Here is a 15509-nt window from a genome sequence, read left to right as displayed (position 1 = left end):
CGCCGTGCAGCACCTCACTCTCCTGTATGTCGCACTCGGCGGCGAATCACCCGAACTGCGCGAGTCGCTGATTGCCGGCGGCTGGGAAATCGCGCAGGCACCAGACTTGGCAGCTGCGAGCCGGCTTCAGGCGCATCGGCGCTTTCCGGTCGCCCTGCTGACCATCCGCGATTCGCTGCCGGTGCCGGAGGCGGCGATCGAGGCCTGCGTCAATGCCTCGAAGGGCACGGAGTGGATGGCCGTGTGCGAGCCATCCGCGCTGGAGTCTCCAGGGTTTCGCGACCTGGTGCTCGGCTGCTTCTTCGACCATGCCCCGCTGCCGCTGGACCCTCGCGAATTGATGGTGATGCTTGAGCATGCCGCCCGCCGCGCGCTGCTGCGGCGGCGGCACGAGATCCAGATGCATGCGGCCGATACGCTGGGCATGGTGGGACAGGGCCCCACCATCACGCGCCTGCGCAAACAGATCCACCGCGTGGCCGCCACCGACGCGCCGGTTCTGATCGGCGGCGAGAGCGGCAGCGGCAAGGAGCTCGCGGCGCGCGCCATTCATCAATGCTCGCTGCGCTCGGCAGGGCCTTTCGTCGCGGTCAACTGCGGCGCCATATCGCCCTCGCTGATCCAGTCGGAGCTGTTCGGCCACGAGCGCGGCGCCTTTACGGGCGCTTCGTCGGAGCGCCGCGGCCTGATCGAGGCGGCCAATGGCGGCACCATCTTCCTCGACGAGATCGGCGACTTGCCGCTGGAGCTTCAGACCAACCTGCTGCGCTTCCTGCAGGAGAAGACCATCAGCCGTGTGGGCGGCGTGCGCAGCCTGCGCGTGGACGTGCGGGTGGTCGCGGCTTCGCACGTGGACCTGGCGGAGGCCGTGGCGGTGGGCCGGTTTCGGGATGACCTGTTCTATCGGCTCAACGTGCTGTCCCTCGAGTTGACGCCGCTGCGGCGCCGCATGGAGGACGTGCCGATGCTCGCGGAGCACTTCTTCCGGTGCTGCGCGGCCACCGGCAAGACGCGCGTGCAGGGCTTCAGCCGGCAGGCGCTGTCGGCCATGATGGCGCACAGCTGGCCCGGCAATGTGCGCGAGCTCTACAACCGCGTGCAGCGGGCGGTGGTGATGAGCGAGCTGCGGCTGATCGGCCCGGCCGACCTCGGGCTGGCCGAGGTGGAGAGCCCGGCATGTTTGGAGCTGGATATGGCCCGCACGCTGGCCGAGCGCGACGTCATCTGCCTGACCCTGACGCGCGTCGGACGCAACGTCACGCGCGCGGCGCGCGAGCTCGGCGTTTCGCGCATGACCCTGTATCGCCTGATGGACAAGCACAGCATCGCGCTGGCCGCACCGCAGGCCTCTTATGCGGGGCCGAAGGCGGCGGCGGCCCTGCCGCTGCGCACTGCGCCTTCGATCGTTGCCGGGTAGGGGCCCTCGACATAGTCGCCGCAGGCCAGGAGGCCCGCCGCGATGCGGGCGGGCGGGCGCTGGAGCCCCGGCGTGCAGGCGAAGGTGGCGCGCTTCTCGACCACCGACAGCAGTGGCCGCAGATCGGCGAGCCCGAGTTGCTCGCGGGCCTGCGCGAGGACCCGTTGCTGCAGCGGTTCGCGCTCCTCGCGACTGGCGCTGACCACGAAGGCCAGCAGGCCCTGCGGACCACCGAGTTGGCCGCGGTCGAAGACGAACTGCGCGGGTGCGCCGGCAGACGATCGCAGTGCGAGCAGCGGCGCAGGCAGTGCTGCACCGCCGGTGGCATAGACGGTGGCGATGGCTTCGTGCTCCAGCGCCTGGGCCAATCGCGACCAACCGGCGGCCTCGAGCAGGCCGGCGCTTTCGGCAAGGCGGGCAGCCTCCCAAGGGGGGCAGGCGAGCACCACGCCGTCGAAGCGCTCGCCGTCGACCTGCCACCCCGTCGCGTCGTGGCCGATGGCTTGCACGCGCGTGCCGGCGTGCAGCCGCGCCCCGCGCTGGGCCAGCCAGTGCGCCGCGGCGTCGGGCAGAAGCGTGCCCAGGTCGACGCGGGGCAGCAGCAAGTCGGCGCCCCCGCGTTCGGTGAACAGGGCATCGTGCAGCACGCGCAGGAAGACCTGGCCGCTGGCGCGCTCGAGGGGCGTGTTGAGCGCCGAGATGCACAGCGGCTCGATCAGCTCGCGCTGCACGCGCGGCGTCAGGCCGGCGCACAGCTGGCCGACCGAGGTCCGCGGATCGCAGAGAAAGCCGGCCGCGCGCCAGGCGAGCGCGCGGCGCATCAGCGCGGCCTTGTCGTGCCACGACCAGCCGCGCGCGCCGAGGATGCCAGCCAGCAGGTCCAGCGGCGGCGGCCAGCCGGGCGGCACGGCAAGGCCGCCGCCGTCGGCGAAACGCAGCCGCAGCGGCATTCGCTTCAGCACCGTCTCGGGATCGATGCCCAGCTCTCGCATCAGGCCGAGGGTCGCGCTGTAGGCGCCGATGAGGATGTGCTGGCCGTTGTCAAGAATGACTGGCTTGCCGTCCGGCATCTGCGCGGGCAGGGCGCGTGCGCGGCCGCCGAGGGTGCGCGCGGCCTCGAACAGGGTCACCGCAAGGCCGCCGCGCGTGGCCTCGATGGCGCAGGCCAGGCCGGCCCAGCCCGCGCCGACGACGGCGATGCTCTTCCTCACAGCCTGCCGAGGGCTTGTACGCGCCAGGCGAGCCAGAGCTTTCGCAGCGGGGTCAGGCTCACGCGCTGGTTCAGCACCTTGAAGTCATCACGCTCGATCTCGCGCAGCAGCGTGCGGTAAATGCTGGCCATCATCAGGCCCGGCTTCTGCGCGCGCCGGTCGGCAGCGGGCAGCAAGGCGAGGGCCTCCTCGTAGGCCGCATGGGCGCGCTCCGCCTGGAACTTCATCAGGGCGACGAAGCGCTCCGAATGGAGGCGATTGAGCACCTCGTGCGCCTTGACGTCGAACTGCTGCAGCTCGTTGACAGGCAGGTAGATGCGTCCGCGCAGCGCGTCTTCGCCGACGTCGCGAATGATGTTGGTGAGCTGCAGCGCGAGCCCGAGCTTGTGGGCATAGGCCGTGGTCTGCGCATCGGTCTGGCCGAAGATGCGCGCCGCTGCTTCGCCGACTACGCCAGCCACGAGGTGGCAGTAGCGCTTCAGCGCCGCGAAGTCCAGGTAGCGGGTCTGGTCCAGGTCCATCTGGCAGCCATCGATCACCTCCTGGAGGTGACGCGCCTCGATGCCGTAGGCGCTGGCGTGCGGCATCAGCGCCTGCATGACCGGATGCTGTGGATGGCCATCGAAAGCCTGCGCGACCTCCTTGCGCCACCAGGCCAGCTTGGTGGCCGCGACGGCGGGGTCGCTGACCTCGTCGACCACGTCGTCGACCTCACGGCAGAAGGCGTAGAAGGCGGTGATGGTGGCACGCCGCGGCTTGGGAAGGAACAGGAACGCGTAGTAGAAGCTGCTGCCCGAAGCGGCAGCCTTGTCCTGGACGTACTGCTCGGGCGTCATCGTGGAAAACTCGTCATCGCGGGCGATTGTCTCCGCATCCGCAGCACGCGCCAGGCGAGAAGCGGTGCATCCGCCTTGCCAAGGGTCGGACGCTGCGACCAGGTATCGAAGCCCAGGGCCTCGATCTTGTCGAGGATGCGCAGACCGCCGTGTACGACGAAGCGCAGTTCCCAGCCGGCACGGCCCGGCAATCGATGCACCAGGGGAGCGCCCTCGTTCATCAGCGCGCGGGCCCAGGCCACCTGGGCCGCGACCAGCGCGATGGCGGAAGGCGGCGGCGCGGGCGGTGCCAAAGGCCGGAAGGCCCGGCAGTCCTCGAACGTGAGGCCATGCGACGCGAGCTCGGCGGCGGGCAGGTAATAGCGGCCCCGCGGCAGATCGACGCTCAGGTCCTGCCAGAAGTTGATCAACTGCAGGGCGCTGCAAATGGCGTCGCTCTCGGCAAGCGCGCGGGCATCGTCCACGCCGTAGAGATGCAGCAGCAGCCGGCCGATCGGGTTGGCCGAGCGGCGGCAGTAGTCGAGCAGCTCATTGCGATCTGCATAGCCTGCCTGGTCGCGGGTCTTCTCGATGTCCTGGATGAACGCAGAGAGCAGATCGGCGAGCAGGGACTCGGGCAGCGCGAAGTCGCGGATGGCCTGCGCCAGAGGGCCGAAAACCTCCGGCCATCTCGCCGACAGAGCTGCACCGCTCGCTGCGGCCGCGAGTTGGGCGCGATAGGCGCGCAGGTCGCCCAGCCGCTCTGCCGCAGCGGCCTCGCCCTCGTCGGCGATGTCATCGGCCGTGCGGGCAAAGGCGTAGATCGCCGCGATGGGTGGCCGCAATCGCGGTGGGCACAGCCAGGAAGCGACCGGGAAATTCTCGTAGTGGGCGGGTGCCGCGGCGACGGCGGGGTAGGGCATGGAAGGCACGCGCCGGATTGTCGTTGACACCGGTTCTCGTTTACCCTAGATTACTAACCGGCCGGTCATTAATGACCCCGATCTTCTGCCAAGGGTGTTCCCATGACCGCGTCATCCGCTTCCGCCGTCTCCCGTCGTGCCGGCCTCCTGCTTGTCGCTTCCCTGGCGCTCGCGGGCTGTTCGCGTCCTCAACCCGCCGAGGAGCCGCTGCGCGCGGTCAAGGTGATGGCGGTGGGTGCCAGTGCCTACGACACCGAGCCCGAGTTCTCCGCCGAGGTGCGCGCCCGTGTCGAATCGCGAATGGGCTTCCGTGTGGCCGGCAAGATCACTCGCCGCCAGGCCGAGCTCGGCGAGCATGTGAAGGCCGGCCAGGTGCTGGCGCAGCTCGATCCGCAGGACTACCGGCTGGCGGCCGAAGCAGCGCGGGCCCAGCAAGCCGCCGCTCTCACCAACCGCGACCTGGCGCAAGCCGATCTCAAGCGCTATCGCGGGCTGCGCGAGCAGAACTTCATCAGCGCAGCCGAGCTGGAGCGGCGCGAGAGCACCTTCAAGGCCGCGCAGGCGCAGCTCGAGCAGGCGCAGGCACAGATGGCCTCGCAGGGTAACCAGGCGCAGTACACCACCCTGGTCGCCGATGTGCCGGGCATCATCACAGCGATCGAGGCCGAGCCCGGGCAGGTGGTGACAGCCGGTGCGCCCGTCGTGCGGATCGCGCAGGATGGCGCACGCGACGTGGTGTTCTCGGTGCCGGAAGACCGTGCCGCCCTGGTCACGCCGGGCTCGCCAGTGGCCGTGCGCGGCTGGTCAGGCGGCCAGGAGCTGCAAGGAAAGGTGCGCGAGGTGGCGGCCAGCGCCGACGCGGTGACTCGCACCTTCACCATCAAGGTGGCCATCGACGCCGCCACGGCGCCGGCACTGGGTGCCACCGTCTATGCCCGGCCGCAGGCCCTGTCGCGCAGCGGCACGCCGGTGCTGAAGCTGCCGACCAGCGCCTTGCGCCAGGAAGGCAAGGGCAGCGCGGTCTGGGTCCTCGACAAGTCAACCATGACGGTGCGCTCGCAGCCCGTGCAGGTAGCGACTGCGGATGGCAACGAGGCGGTGATCGGCAGCGGCCTCGCTCCGGGAACACTGGTGGTCGTGGCCGGCGTGCACGTGCTGTCGCCGGGACAGAAGGTGTCGATCTATCGCGAGAAGACAGCGCAGCCCGCCGGGGCAACGCAGGAGGCCGTGAATGCGCCGGGGCACGTGACCCCGGTTTCCTCCAGCCGCTGAGGACGTTGGGATGACATCCGAGACCACCGTTCCCGGTGCCCGCAAGGCCGGCTTCAACCTTTCGAAATGGGCGCTGGACCATCCGGCGCTGACCCGCTACCTGATGCTGGTGCTGATGTTGCTGGGCTTCGCGGCCTACTTCCAGCTCGGCCAGGACGAGGACCCGCCCTTCACTTTCCGTGCGATGGTGGTGCGCACCTATTGGCCGGGTGCGACGGCGCAGCAAGTGGCCGAGCAGGTGACCGACAAGCTCGAGCGCACGCTGCAAGAGGCGCCCTATGCCGACAAGATCCGGAGCTACTCGAAGCCCGGGGAGTCGCAGATCATCTTCCAGATCAAGGACTCGTCGAAGCCGGGCGACGTCGCCAACGTCTGGTACACGGTGCGCAAGAAGATCGGCGACATTCGCGGCACGCTGCCGGCCGGTATACAGGGGCCCTTCTTCAACGACGAGTTCGGCGATGTCTATGGCGTGATCTACGCGCTCGAGAGCGACGGCTTCAGCTATGCCGAGCTCAAGACCTTCGCGGATGACGTGCGCCAGCAGCTGCTGCGCGTCAAGGACGTGGCCAAGGTCGAGGAGTTCGGCGTTCAGGACGAGAAGGTCTTCGTCGAAGTCTCCCAGAAGCGACTGGCGCAGTTGGGGCTGGACTTCAACGCGGTGCTCTCGCAGCTGGGGCAGCAGAACGCCGTCGAGAGCGCCGGCACGATCCAGGCGCCCCAGGACGTGCTTCAGGTCCGGGTGGCCGGCCAGTTCACGAGCGTGGAGCAGCTGCGCGCGATGCCGATCCGCGGCAGCTCCGGCAGCCAGATCCGCTTGGGCGACATCGCCGAGATACGGCGCGCGTATGTCGATCCGCCGCAGGTCAAGGTGCGGCACCAGGGCCAGGAGGTGATCGCGCTGGGCATATCCATGGCGAAGGGCGGCGACATCATCGAGCTGGGCAAATCGTTGCGCGCCGCCACCGCCGACATTGACAAGCGCTTGCCCGCGGGCGTGAAGCTGGCGCAGGTGCAGGACCAGCCGGTGTCGGTTTCGACATCGGTCAACGAGTTCGTGCGCGTGCTGATCGAGGCAGTGGCGATCGTGCTGGCGGTGAGCTTCATCGCGCTGGGGCTGCACAAGGGCGGGCGCTTCGGGTACTACGTCGACATCCGCCCCGGGCTGGTGGTGGCGATCACCATCCCGCTGGTGCTCGCCGTGACCTTCCTGGCGATGAACTATTTCGGCATCGGGCTGCACAAGATATCGCTGGGCTCGCTGATCATCGCGCTCGGCTTGCTGGTGGACGACGCGATCATTGCCGTCGAGATGATGGTGCGGAAGATGGAGGAGGGCTACGACAAGGTGCGCGCCGCCACCTTCGCCTACGACGTCACCGCCAAGCCGATGCTCACCGGAACGCTGATCACCGCCGCGGGCTTCCTGCCGATCGGCATTGCCAAGTCGGTGACCGGCGAGTACACGTTCGCGATCTTCGCGGTGACCGTGATCGCGCTGGTGCTGAGCTGGCTGGTGTCGGTGTACTTCGTGCCTTACCTCGGCACCCTGCTGCTCAAGGTGAAGCCGCATGACCCGGAGGAGCCGCCGCACGAGCTGTTCGACTCGGCGTTCTACAACGCCTTCCGGAGCGCGGTGAACTGGTGTGTGCAGCACCGTTGGCTCACCATCGGCGCGACGCTGCTGACCTTCGCCCTGGGCATCGTCGGCATGGGCAAGGTGCAGCAGCAATTCTTTCCCGATTCCAGCAGGCCCGAAATCATGGTCGAGCTGTGGTTCCCCGAAGGCACCTCCTTCGCGGCCAACGAGGAGGTGACGAAGCGCGTCGAGCAGCGGCTGCTGAATGAGAAGGGCATTACCACGGTCAGCACCTGGGTCGGCTCCGGCGTGCCGCGCTTCTACCTGCCGCTGGACCAGGTGTTCCCGCAGACCAATGTCTCGCAGTTGATCGTGCTGGCCCAGGACCTCAAATATCGCGAGTCGCTGCGGCTCAAGCTGCCGGCGCTGCTGGCCCAGGAGTTCCCGGAGGTTCGGGGGCGCGTCAAGCTTCTGCCCAACGGCCCGCCGGTGGCGTATCCGGTGCAGTTCCGCGTGATCGGCACCGAGCCGCAACAGCTGCGCGTGCATGCCGACGAGGTCAAGGCCATCATGCGCGACAACGCCAACATGCGCGGCGTGAACGACAACTGGAACGAGTCGGTCAAGGTCATCCGGCTCGAGGTCGACCAGGACAAGGCGCGTGCCCTCGGCGTCACCAGCCAGGCCATCGCGCAGGCGTCGCGCACCATGTTCAGCGGCACCACGATCGGCCAGTACCGCGAGAACGACCTGCTGATCGACATCGTTCTGCGCCAGCAGCCCGACGAACGCGAGGCGATCTCGGACATCGGCAACGCCTACCTGCCGACCAGTTCGGGCCGCTCCATTCCGCTGACGCAGATCGCCCGGCCGGTGTTCTCCTGGGAGCCTGGCGTGATGTGGCGCGAGAACCGCGACTACGCCATCACAGTGCAGGGGGACATCGTCGAGGGCCTGCAAGGCGCGACCGTCACCGAGCAGCTGCTGCCGGAGCTGCGCAAGCTGGAGGCCAAGTGGCATGCCGAAGGGCAGGGCGCCTACCGCATCGAGGTGGCTGGCGCGGTCGAGGAGAGCAGCAAGGGCTCGTCGTCGATCGTGGCCGGCGTGCCGATCATGCTGTTCCTGGTCTTCACGCTGCTGATGCTGCAACTGCACAGCTTCAGCCGCTCGATGCTGGTCTTTCTCACCGGGCCGCTGGGCATCGCCGGTGTTGCCGGCGCGCTGCTGGTGTCGAACCGACCCTTCGGCTTCGTGGCGCTGCTGGGCGTGATCGCGCTGATGGGCATGATCCAGCGCAACGCGGTGATCCTGATCGACCAGATCGAGCACGATCGCGCTGCTGGCGTGCCGACCTGGGACGCCATCGTCGAATCGGCGGTGCGCCGGCTGCGGCCGATCGTGCTGACCGCGGCGGCGGCGGTGCTTGCGATGATTCCGCTGTCGCGCAGCGTGTTCTGGGGCCCGATGGCGATCTCGATCATGGGCGGCCTCATCGTTGCCACGGTCCTGACACTGTTGGCCCTGCCGGCGATGTACGCCGCCTGGTTCCGCGTCCGGCGGGACGAGCACAACCCGGCCAAGGAGGCCGAAGAGGCCTTGGTTCGCGCTTAAAATACGCGGTTGACCGATTTCAGGCGGTCGGCCTTTACGGCCGGCTGCTTCTCGAATGCGCAGGCGGCCTCCGGGCCGCCTTCCGTATTCATCACCTGAAAAACTGGAACCGCGCGGGTGGCGAAATTGGTAGACGCACCAGGTTTAGGTCCTGACGTTCGCAAGAACGTGCCGGTTCGAGTCCGGCCCCGCGCACCAGAACAAGACCCTCTCAAGGAAGACACAAATGACCGTGAACGTTGAAACCCTCGACAAGCTCGAGCGCAAGATCACGCTGACCTTGCCCGTCGGCACCATCCAGTCCGAGGTCGATTCACGCCTCAAGAAGCTGGCCCGCACCGTCAAGATGGACGGCTTCCGTCCCGGCAAGGTGCCGATGACGGTGGTGGCGCAGCGCTACGGCTATTCGGTGCACTACGAGGTCATGAACGACAAGGTCGGCGAGGCCTTCTCGCAGGCTGCCAATGAAGCCAGGCTGCGCGTGGCGGGCCAGCCGCGCATCACCGAGAAGGAAGAGTCGCCCGAGGGGCAACTGGCCTTCGACGCGGTCTTCGAGGTCTTCCCCGATGTGAAGATCAACGACCTGGCCAACGCCGAGGTCGAGAAGCTCAGCGCCGAGGTGGGTGAAGACGCGATCGACAAGACGCTCGATATCCTGCGCAAGCAGCGCCGCACCTTCGCCCAGCGCGCCCAGGACGCCACGGTGCAGGACGGCGACCGCGTGACGGTCGACTTCGAGGGCAAGATCGACGGCGAGACTTTCCAGGGCGGCAAGGCGGACGACTTCCAGTTCATCGTTGGCGAAGGCCAGATGCTCAAGGAGTTCGAGGACGCCGTGCGCGGCCTGAAGTCCGGCGACAGCCGCACCTTCCCCTTGTCCTTCCCGGCCGACTATCACGGCAAGGACGTGGCGGGCAAGCAGGCCGACTTCATGGTTACGGTGAAGAAGATCGAGGCCTCGCACCTGCCCGAGATCAACGAGCAGCTCGCCAAGTCGCTCGGCATTGCCGAGGGCACGGTCGAGGGCTTGCGGGCCGACATCAAGCGTAACCTCGAGCGCGAGGTCAAGTTCCGCCTGCTGGCGCGCAACAAGAACGCGGTGATGGACGCGCTGATCGCGAACGCCGAGCTCGATCTGCCCAAGTCCAGCGTGCAGGCCGAGGTGGACCGCATGGTCGAAGGCGCACGCGCCGAGCTCAAGCAGCGCGGCATCAAGGATGCTGACAAGGCGCCGATCCCCGACGACGTGTTCCGCCCGCAAGCCGAGCGCCGCGTGCGACTGGGCCTGGTGGTAGCCGAGCTGGTGCGCGCCAACAACCTGCAGGCCAAGCCGGAGCAGATCAAGGCCCACATCGACGAGCTGGCTGCCAGCTACGAAAAGCCGGCCGACGTGGTGCGCTGGTACTTCAGCGACAACCGCCGCCTGGCCGAAGTCGAGGCAGTGGTGATCGAGAACAACGTGACAGATTTCGTCCTGAGCAAGGCCAAGGTCAACGCCAAGTCGGTCTCCTTCGACGAACTGATGGCCCAGCAGGGCTGATCGCAACCGGTCACCGGCCAGGGGCTTGTGCTTTCGCGGCATGAGCCCCATGTCGTCTGGGTACAGTACAAACCTCTCTGGAGAGCACACATGAGCGCACAGGAAATTAAAGGCCTCGGCATGATCCCGATGGTCATCGAGCAATCGGGCCGCGGCGAGCGTTCCTACGACATCTATTCGCGGTTGCTCAAAGAGCGGGTGATCTTCCTGGTGGGCGAGGTCAACGACCAGACCGCCAATCTGGTGGTGGCGCAGCTCCTGTTCCTGGAGAGCGAGAACCCCGACAAGGACATTTCGTTCTACATCAACTCGCCCGGCGGTAGTGTGAGCGCCGGCATGGCGATCTACGACACGATGCAGTTCATCAAGCCGGCCGTGTCGACCCTTTGCGTGGGCTTCGCGGCCAGCATGGGTGCGTTCCTGCTGGCGGCGGGGGAGAAAGGAAAGCGCTTCTCGCTGCCCAACTCCAAGATCATGATCCACCAGGTGCTGGGCGGCGCTCGTGGCCAGGCTACCGACATCGAGATTCACGCTCGCGACATCCTGAAGACCCGCGAGCAGATGAACCGCATCCTGGCCGAGCGTACCGGCCAGCCCCTGGAGAAGATCGCCCGCGACACGGAGCGCGACTACTTTCTGACGGCCGACGAGTCCAAGGACTACGGGCTGGTCGACCAGGTAATCGCCAAGCGCAGCTGACGCGCATGCGCTGCGGCGCCCCGGCGACAGACGGCGTTTTCCGCACGGAAAACGCCGTTTTTGTTCGGATCGGGGATGGGCCGAGGGTCTTCCTTCTTCGCTATCATTGTTAAATCCCCGTTACGAGGCATCTGTCCATGGCCGAGAAAAAAGGCTCTTCCAGCGAAAAAACGCTCTATTGCTCGTTCTGCGGGAAGAGCCAGCACGAGGTCAAGAAGCTGATCGCCGGGCCGTCGGTTTTTATCTGCGACGAGTGCATCGATCTCTGCAACGAGATCATCCGCGACGAACTGCCTGCAGGCGACGAATCACGTGAAGCGCGCAGCGACCTGCCGACGCCGCTGGAGATCAAGGCCAACCTCGACAACTACGTGATTGGCCAGGAGCCTGCGAAGCGCATGCTCTCCGTGGCGGTCTACAACCACTACAAACGCCTGCGCCACAAGGACAAGGCGAAGGGTGAAGACGTCGAGCTCAGCAAGAGCAACATCCTGCTGATCGGCCCGACCGGCTCGGGCAAGACCCTGCTGGCCCAGACCCTGGCACGCATGCTGGACGTGCCCTTCGTGATGGCCGACGCCACCACGCTGACGGAGGCCGGCTATGTGGGCGAGGATGTCGAGAACATCATTCAGAAGCTGCTGCAGAGCTGCAACTACGAGGTGGAGCGCGCGCAGCGCGGCATCGTCTACATCGACGAGATCGACAAGATCTCCCGCAAGTCCGACAACCCCTCGATCACCCGGGACGTGTCGGGTGAAGGCGTGCAGCAGGCGCTGCTCAAGCTGATCGAAGGCACCATGGCCAGCGTGCCGCCGCAGGGCGGGCGCAAGCACCCCAACCAGGACTTCCTGCAGATCGACACGACCAACATCCTGTTCATCTGTGGAGGCGCCTTCGCCGGGCTCGAGAAGGTGATCGAGAACCGCACCGAGGCCTCCGGCATCGGCTTCGGCGCTTCGGTCAAGAGCAAGCAGCAGCGCAGCCTGACCGAGGTGTTCCGCGAGGTGGAACCCGAGGACCTGATCAAGTTCGGCCTGATTCCGGAACTGGTCGGCCGCATGCCGGTCGTTGCCTCGCTCGCCGAGCTCAGCGAGGACGCGCTGGTTCAGATCCTGACCGAGCCGAAGAATGCGGTGGTGAAGCAGTTCACCAAGCTGCTGCAGATGGAAGGGGTCGACCTGGAGATCCGTCCGGCGGCCCTCAAGGCGATCGCGCGCAAGGCGCTGGCCCGCAAGACAGGCGCACGCGGACTGCGCTCGATCCTGGAGCAGTCGCTGATCGACACCATGTTCGAGCTGCCGAATGCCACCAATGTCGACAAGGTCGTGGTTGAAGAGTCCACAATCGACGAAAACAAGCCACCGCTCCTCGTCTATCGCGAGGCGGCCAAGAAGGCCTGATTGAGTGACTTTCAGGCCGGCCCCTCTCATACCGGCGACCGGCGTCTTCGGCGATTCCCGTGCCCGCGGGCTTGAAAAGCTCGCGCGGCCGACCATCTTTCCATGATCAACCAAAGGATTTCCATGTCCGGTCATACCCCCCTGCCTGCCACCGAGATCGACCTGCCGCTGCTGCCCCTGCGCGACGTGGTCGTTTTCCCCCACATGGTGATTCCGCTCTTCGTTGGCCGCCCCAAGAGCATCAAGGCGCTGGAGCTCGCGATGGAAGCGGAGCGCCGGATCATGCTGGTGGCCCAGAAGGCCGCCGCCAAGGACGAGCCTTCGGTCGAAGACATGTTCGAAGTGGGGTGTATCTCGACCATCCTGCAGATGCTCAAGTTGCCCGACGGCACGGTGAAGGTGCTCGTCGAAGGCCAGCAGCGTGCGCGCGTGAACCGCATCGATGACGGCGAGACCCATTTCTCGGCGAACGTGACCCCGGCGGAAGCGCCTGAGGCCGCGGCGCAGAAGGGCACCGAGGTCGAGGCGCTGCGCCGCGCCGTGATGCAGCAATTCGACCAGTACGTCAAGCTCAACAAGAAGATCCCGCCCGAGATCCTGACCTCGATCTCGAGCATCGACGATCCGGGGCGCCTGGCCGACACCATCGCCGCCCACCTGCCGCTCAAGCTCGACAACAAGCAGGCGGTGCTCGATCTGGACGACATCAAGTCGCGGCTGGAGAACTTGTACGGCCAGCTGGAGCGCGAGGTCGACATCCTCAACGTCGACAAGAAGATTCGTGGCCGCGTGAAGCGCCAGATGGAGAAGAACCAGCGCGACTTCTACCTGAACGAGCAGGTCAAGGCGATCCAGAAGGAACTGGGCGAGGGCGAAGAGGGCGCGGACATCGAGGAGATCGAGAAGAAGATCAAGCTCGCGAAGATGCCCAAGGAGGCGCTCAAGAAGGCAGAGGGCGAGCTCAAGAAGCTCAAGCTGATGTCGCCGATGTCAGCCGAGGCCACGGTCGTGCGCAACTACATCGATGTGCTGATCGGCCTGCCCTGGAGCAAGAGGACCAAGATCAAGCACGACCTCGCGCATGCCGAAGAGGTGCTCAACGAAGACCACTACGGCCTCGAGAAGGTCAAGGACCGCATCCTCGAATATCTTGCGGTGCAGCAGCGCGTCGAGAAGGTGAAGGCGCCGATCCTTTGCCTCGTGGGCCCGCCCGGCGTGGGCAAGACCTCGCTGGGCCAGTCGATCGCCAAGGCGACCGGCCGCAAGTACACCCGCATGGCGTTGGGCGGCATGCGCGACGAGGCCGAGATCCGCGGGCACCGCCGCACCTACATCGGCGCGCTGCCGGGCAAGGTGCTGCAGAGCCTGAACAAGGTGGGCACGCGCAATCCGCTGTTCCTGCTCGACGAAATCGACAAGCTGGGCACCGACTTCCGCGGTGATCCGTCCAGCGCACTGCTGGAAGTGCTCGACCCCGAGCAGAACCACACCTTCGGCGACCACTACGTCGAGGTCGACTTCGACTTGTCCGACGTGATGTTCGTCGCCACCTCGAACTCGATGAACATCCCGCCCGCGCTGCTGGACCGGATGGAAGTGATTCGCCTGGCGGGCTACACCGAGGACGAGAAGACGCACATTGCGCTCAAGTACCTGCTGCCCAAGCAGATGAAGAACAACGGCGTGAAGGAGGACGAGCTCCTGATCACCGAAGAGGCCGTGCGCGACATCGTGCGCTACTACACGCGCGAAGCTGGCGTGCGTTCGCTCGAGCGGGAGCTCTCCAAGATCTGCCGCAAGACCGTCAAGGGACTGCTGCTCAAGAAGATGACACCCAAGGTGGTCGTGGAGGGAAAGAATCTCAACGACTTCCTCGGCGTGCGCAAGTACACCTTTGGCCTGGCCGAGAAGCAGAACCAGGTGGGCCAGGTGGTCGGCCTGGCTTGGACCGAGGTGGGCGGCGACCTGCTCACGATCGAGGCGGTGACGATGCCCGGCAAGGGCGTGATCAGCCGTACGGGTTCGCTCGGCGACGTGATGAAGGAGTCGGTCGAGGCCGCACGCACCGTGGTGCGCAGCCGTGCGCGTCGTCTCGGCATCAAGGACGAGGTGTTCGAGAAGCGCGACATCCACATCCACGTGCCCGATGGCGCCACGCCCAAGGACGGCCCGAGCGCAGGCGCGGCGATGACAACCGCGTTCGTGTCCGCCCTCACCGGCATTCCGGTGCGTGCCGATGTCGCCATGACCGGCGAGATCACGCTGCGTGGCGAAGTCACGGCGATCGGCGGGCTCAAGGAGAAGCTGTTGGCTGCCCTGCGCGGCGGCATCAAAACCGTGCTGATTCCGGAAGAGAACGCCAAGGACCTGCAGGACATTCCCGAGAACGTGAAGAACGGTCTCGAGATCGTGCCTGTGAAGTGGATCGACAAAGTGCTCGAAATCGCGCTTGAGAAGCAACCCACGCCGTTGTCCGACGAGGAGGTCGCTGCCTCTGCGGCGGCCATGGCCGAGCAGGCGAAGCAGCGCGCGTCGCAACCAGTCGAAGGCTCCATCAAGCATTGAGCCGCAGTCTTGCGGGACACTCAAAAAGTGCTCTATAATTGAAGGCTTGAAACGCGGGAATAGCTCAGTTGGTAGAGCGCAACCTTGCCAAGGTTGAGGTCGAGAGTTCGAGACTCTTTTCCCGCTCCAGTTTTCAAAAGGGAAGCCTCAAGCTTCCCTTTTTTTCGCGAGTTCCGACCAAGAAGAAAACGTTGATTGAACGCATGGCGCGATAGCAAAGCGGTTATGCAACGGATTGCAAATCCGTCTAGCCCGGTTCGACTCCGGGTCGCGCCTCCACCTCCAGCCGTATCGATCAGACAGCCCCTCCAACCGTCGGTTGTCGGGGCTGTATTTGTTTCGGGTATCGTCCATATCCACCCGGACGCCCGGATGGTGAAATTGGTAGACACATCGGACTTAAAATCCGCCGCTTCCTGCATAAGGGGCATACCGGTTCGACCCCGGTTCCGGGCACCACCACATCACAAGGGA

10 protein-coding genes and 4 tRNA genes are annotated in these 15509 nt (G+C 66.1%); 11 read left to right on the top strand and 3 right to left on the bottom strand.

The genetic code is table 11. From position 1 onward, the window contains the following. Positions 1-4 precede the first annotated feature (4 nt). On the top strand, positions 5-1417 hold the full coding sequence (locus G3W89_RS15085) for a sigma-54 dependent transcriptional regulator (RefSeq protein WP_232076550.1): 1413 nt from the start codon (positions 5-7) through the stop codon (positions 1415-1417). Here the strand turns inward: G3W89_RS15085 and hpnE are convergent. Genes hpnE through hpnC form a run of 3 tightly spaced genes read right to left on the bottom strand, consistent with a single transcriptional unit; the run spans position 1351 to position 4366 of the window. Further along, entirely contained in the window at positions 1351-2628 is a 1278-nt protein-coding gene (hpnE, locus tag G3W89_RS15080; protein WP_162574945.1) for a hydroxysqualene dehydroxylase HpnE, read from the bottom strand. The two genes, G3W89_RS15085 and hpnE, sit on opposite strands and share 67 nt — an antisense overlap. Then, on the bottom strand, positions 2625-3464 hold the full coding sequence (gene hpnD / locus G3W89_RS15075) for a presqualene diphosphate synthase HpnD (RefSeq protein ID WP_162574944.1): 840 nt from the start codon (positions 3462-3464) through the stop codon (positions 2625-2627). Before hpnD ends, hpnE begins: the two co-directional genes overlap by 4 nt. Beyond that, a complete protein-coding gene (gene hpnC, locus G3W89_RS15070; RefSeq protein WP_162577490.1) occupies positions 3461-4366 on the bottom strand; it encodes a squalene synthase HpnC in 906 nt (301 codons plus the stop codon). Before hpnC ends, hpnD begins: the two co-directional genes overlap by 4 nt. Before the next feature lie 102 nt (positions 4367-4468). Here hpnC and G3W89_RS15065 point away from each other — a divergent pair, with 102 nt between their 5' ends. From G3W89_RS15065 to G3W89_RS15020, 10 genes are all read left to right on the top strand, one after another. Further along, positions 4469-5638: an efflux RND transporter periplasmic adaptor subunit gene (locus G3W89_RS15065; protein WP_162574943.1), complete on the top strand. Its 1170-nt coding sequence runs from the start codon at positions 4469-4471 to the stop codon at positions 5636-5638. A gap of 10 nt (positions 5639-5648) precedes the next feature. After that, positions 5649-8828, top strand: a complete 3180-nt coding sequence (locus G3W89_RS15060) for an efflux RND transporter permease subunit (protein WP_162574942.1) — start codon at positions 5649-5651, stop codon at positions 8826-8828. A gap of 111 nt (positions 8829-8939) precedes the next feature. Beyond that, a tRNA-Leu gene (locus tag G3W89_RS15055) sits at positions 8940-9026 on the top strand. A 28-nt stretch (positions 9027-9054) separates the two neighbouring features. Then, on the top strand, positions 9055-10368 hold the full coding sequence (gene tig / locus G3W89_RS15050; RefSeq protein ID WP_162574941.1) for a trigger factor: 1314 nt from the start codon (positions 9055-9057) through the stop codon (positions 10366-10368). Positions 10369-10458: 90 nt separating this feature from the next. Beyond that, positions 10459-11067 carry an ATP-dependent Clp endopeptidase proteolytic subunit ClpP gene (gene clpP / locus G3W89_RS15045; protein WP_162574940.1) on the top strand — a complete coding sequence of 203 codons (609 nt, stop codon included), beginning with the start codon at positions 10459-10461 and terminating at the stop codon, positions 11065-11067. A 137-nt stretch (positions 11068-11204) separates the two neighbouring features. Further along, positions 11205-12470, top strand: a complete 1266-nt coding sequence (gene clpX / locus G3W89_RS15040; RefSeq protein ID WP_162574939.1) for an ATP-dependent Clp protease ATP-binding subunit ClpX — start codon at positions 11205-11207, stop codon at positions 12468-12470. 123 nt (positions 12471-12593) lie between these two features. After that, positions 12594-15035 carry an endopeptidase La gene (gene lon / locus G3W89_RS15035; RefSeq protein WP_162574938.1) on the top strand — a complete coding sequence of 814 codons (2442 nt, stop codon included), beginning with the start codon at positions 12594-12596 and terminating at the stop codon, positions 15033-15035. Between the two features lie 53 nt (positions 15036-15088). Beyond that, positions 15089-15164, top strand: a tRNA-Gly gene (locus tag G3W89_RS15030). A gap of 76 nt (positions 15165-15240) precedes the next feature. After that, positions 15241-15314 (top strand) — tRNA-Cys (locus tag G3W89_RS15025). Between the two features lie 87 nt (positions 15315-15401). Next, a tRNA-Leu gene (locus G3W89_RS15020) sits at positions 15402-15494 on the top strand. Positions 15495-15509: the final 15 nt, after the last annotated feature.

Origin of the sequence: Variovorax sp. PBL-H6 (genome assembly GCF_901827155.1) — a bacterium.
Lineage (GTDB): Bacteria > Pseudomonadota > Gammaproteobacteria > Burkholderiales > Burkholderiaceae_C > Variovorax.
Note: the sequence above shows the minus strand (reverse complement) of the source record. Positions and strands in the feature narration are given on the sequence as shown.

What these genes read in the sequence shown, in the direction of transcription:
- clpX (WP_162574939.1), top strand. Translation starts at nt 11,205, where the DNA reads ATGGCCGAGAAAAAAGGCTCTTCCAGCGAAAAAACGCTCTATTGCTCG.
- lon (WP_162574938.1), top strand. Translation starts at nt 12,594, where the DNA reads ATGTCCGGTCATACCCCCCTGCCTGCCACCGAGATCGACCTGCCGCTG.
- clpP (WP_162574940.1), top strand. Translation starts at nt 10,459, where the DNA reads ATGAGCGCACAGGAAATTAAAGGCCTCGGCATGATCCCGATGGTCATC.
- hpnC (WP_162577490.1), bottom strand. Translation starts at nt 4,366, where the DNA reads ATGCCCTACCCCGCCGTCGCCGCGGCACCCGCCCACTACGAGAATTTC.
- G3W89_RS15060 (WP_162574942.1), top strand. Translation starts at nt 5,649, where the DNA reads ATGACATCCGAGACCACCGTTCCCGGTGCCCGCAAGGCCGGCTTCAAC.
- G3W89_RS15065 (WP_162574943.1), top strand. Translation starts at nt 4,469, where the DNA reads ATGACCGCGTCATCCGCTTCCGCCGTCTCCCGTCGTGCCGGCCTCCTG.
- hpnD (WP_162574944.1), bottom strand. Translation starts at nt 3,464, where the DNA reads ATGACGCCCGAGCAGTACGTCCAGGACAAGGCTGCCGCTTCGGGCAGC.
- tig (WP_162574941.1), top strand. Translation starts at nt 9,055, where the DNA reads ATGACCGTGAACGTTGAAACCCTCGACAAGCTCGAGCGCAAGATCACG.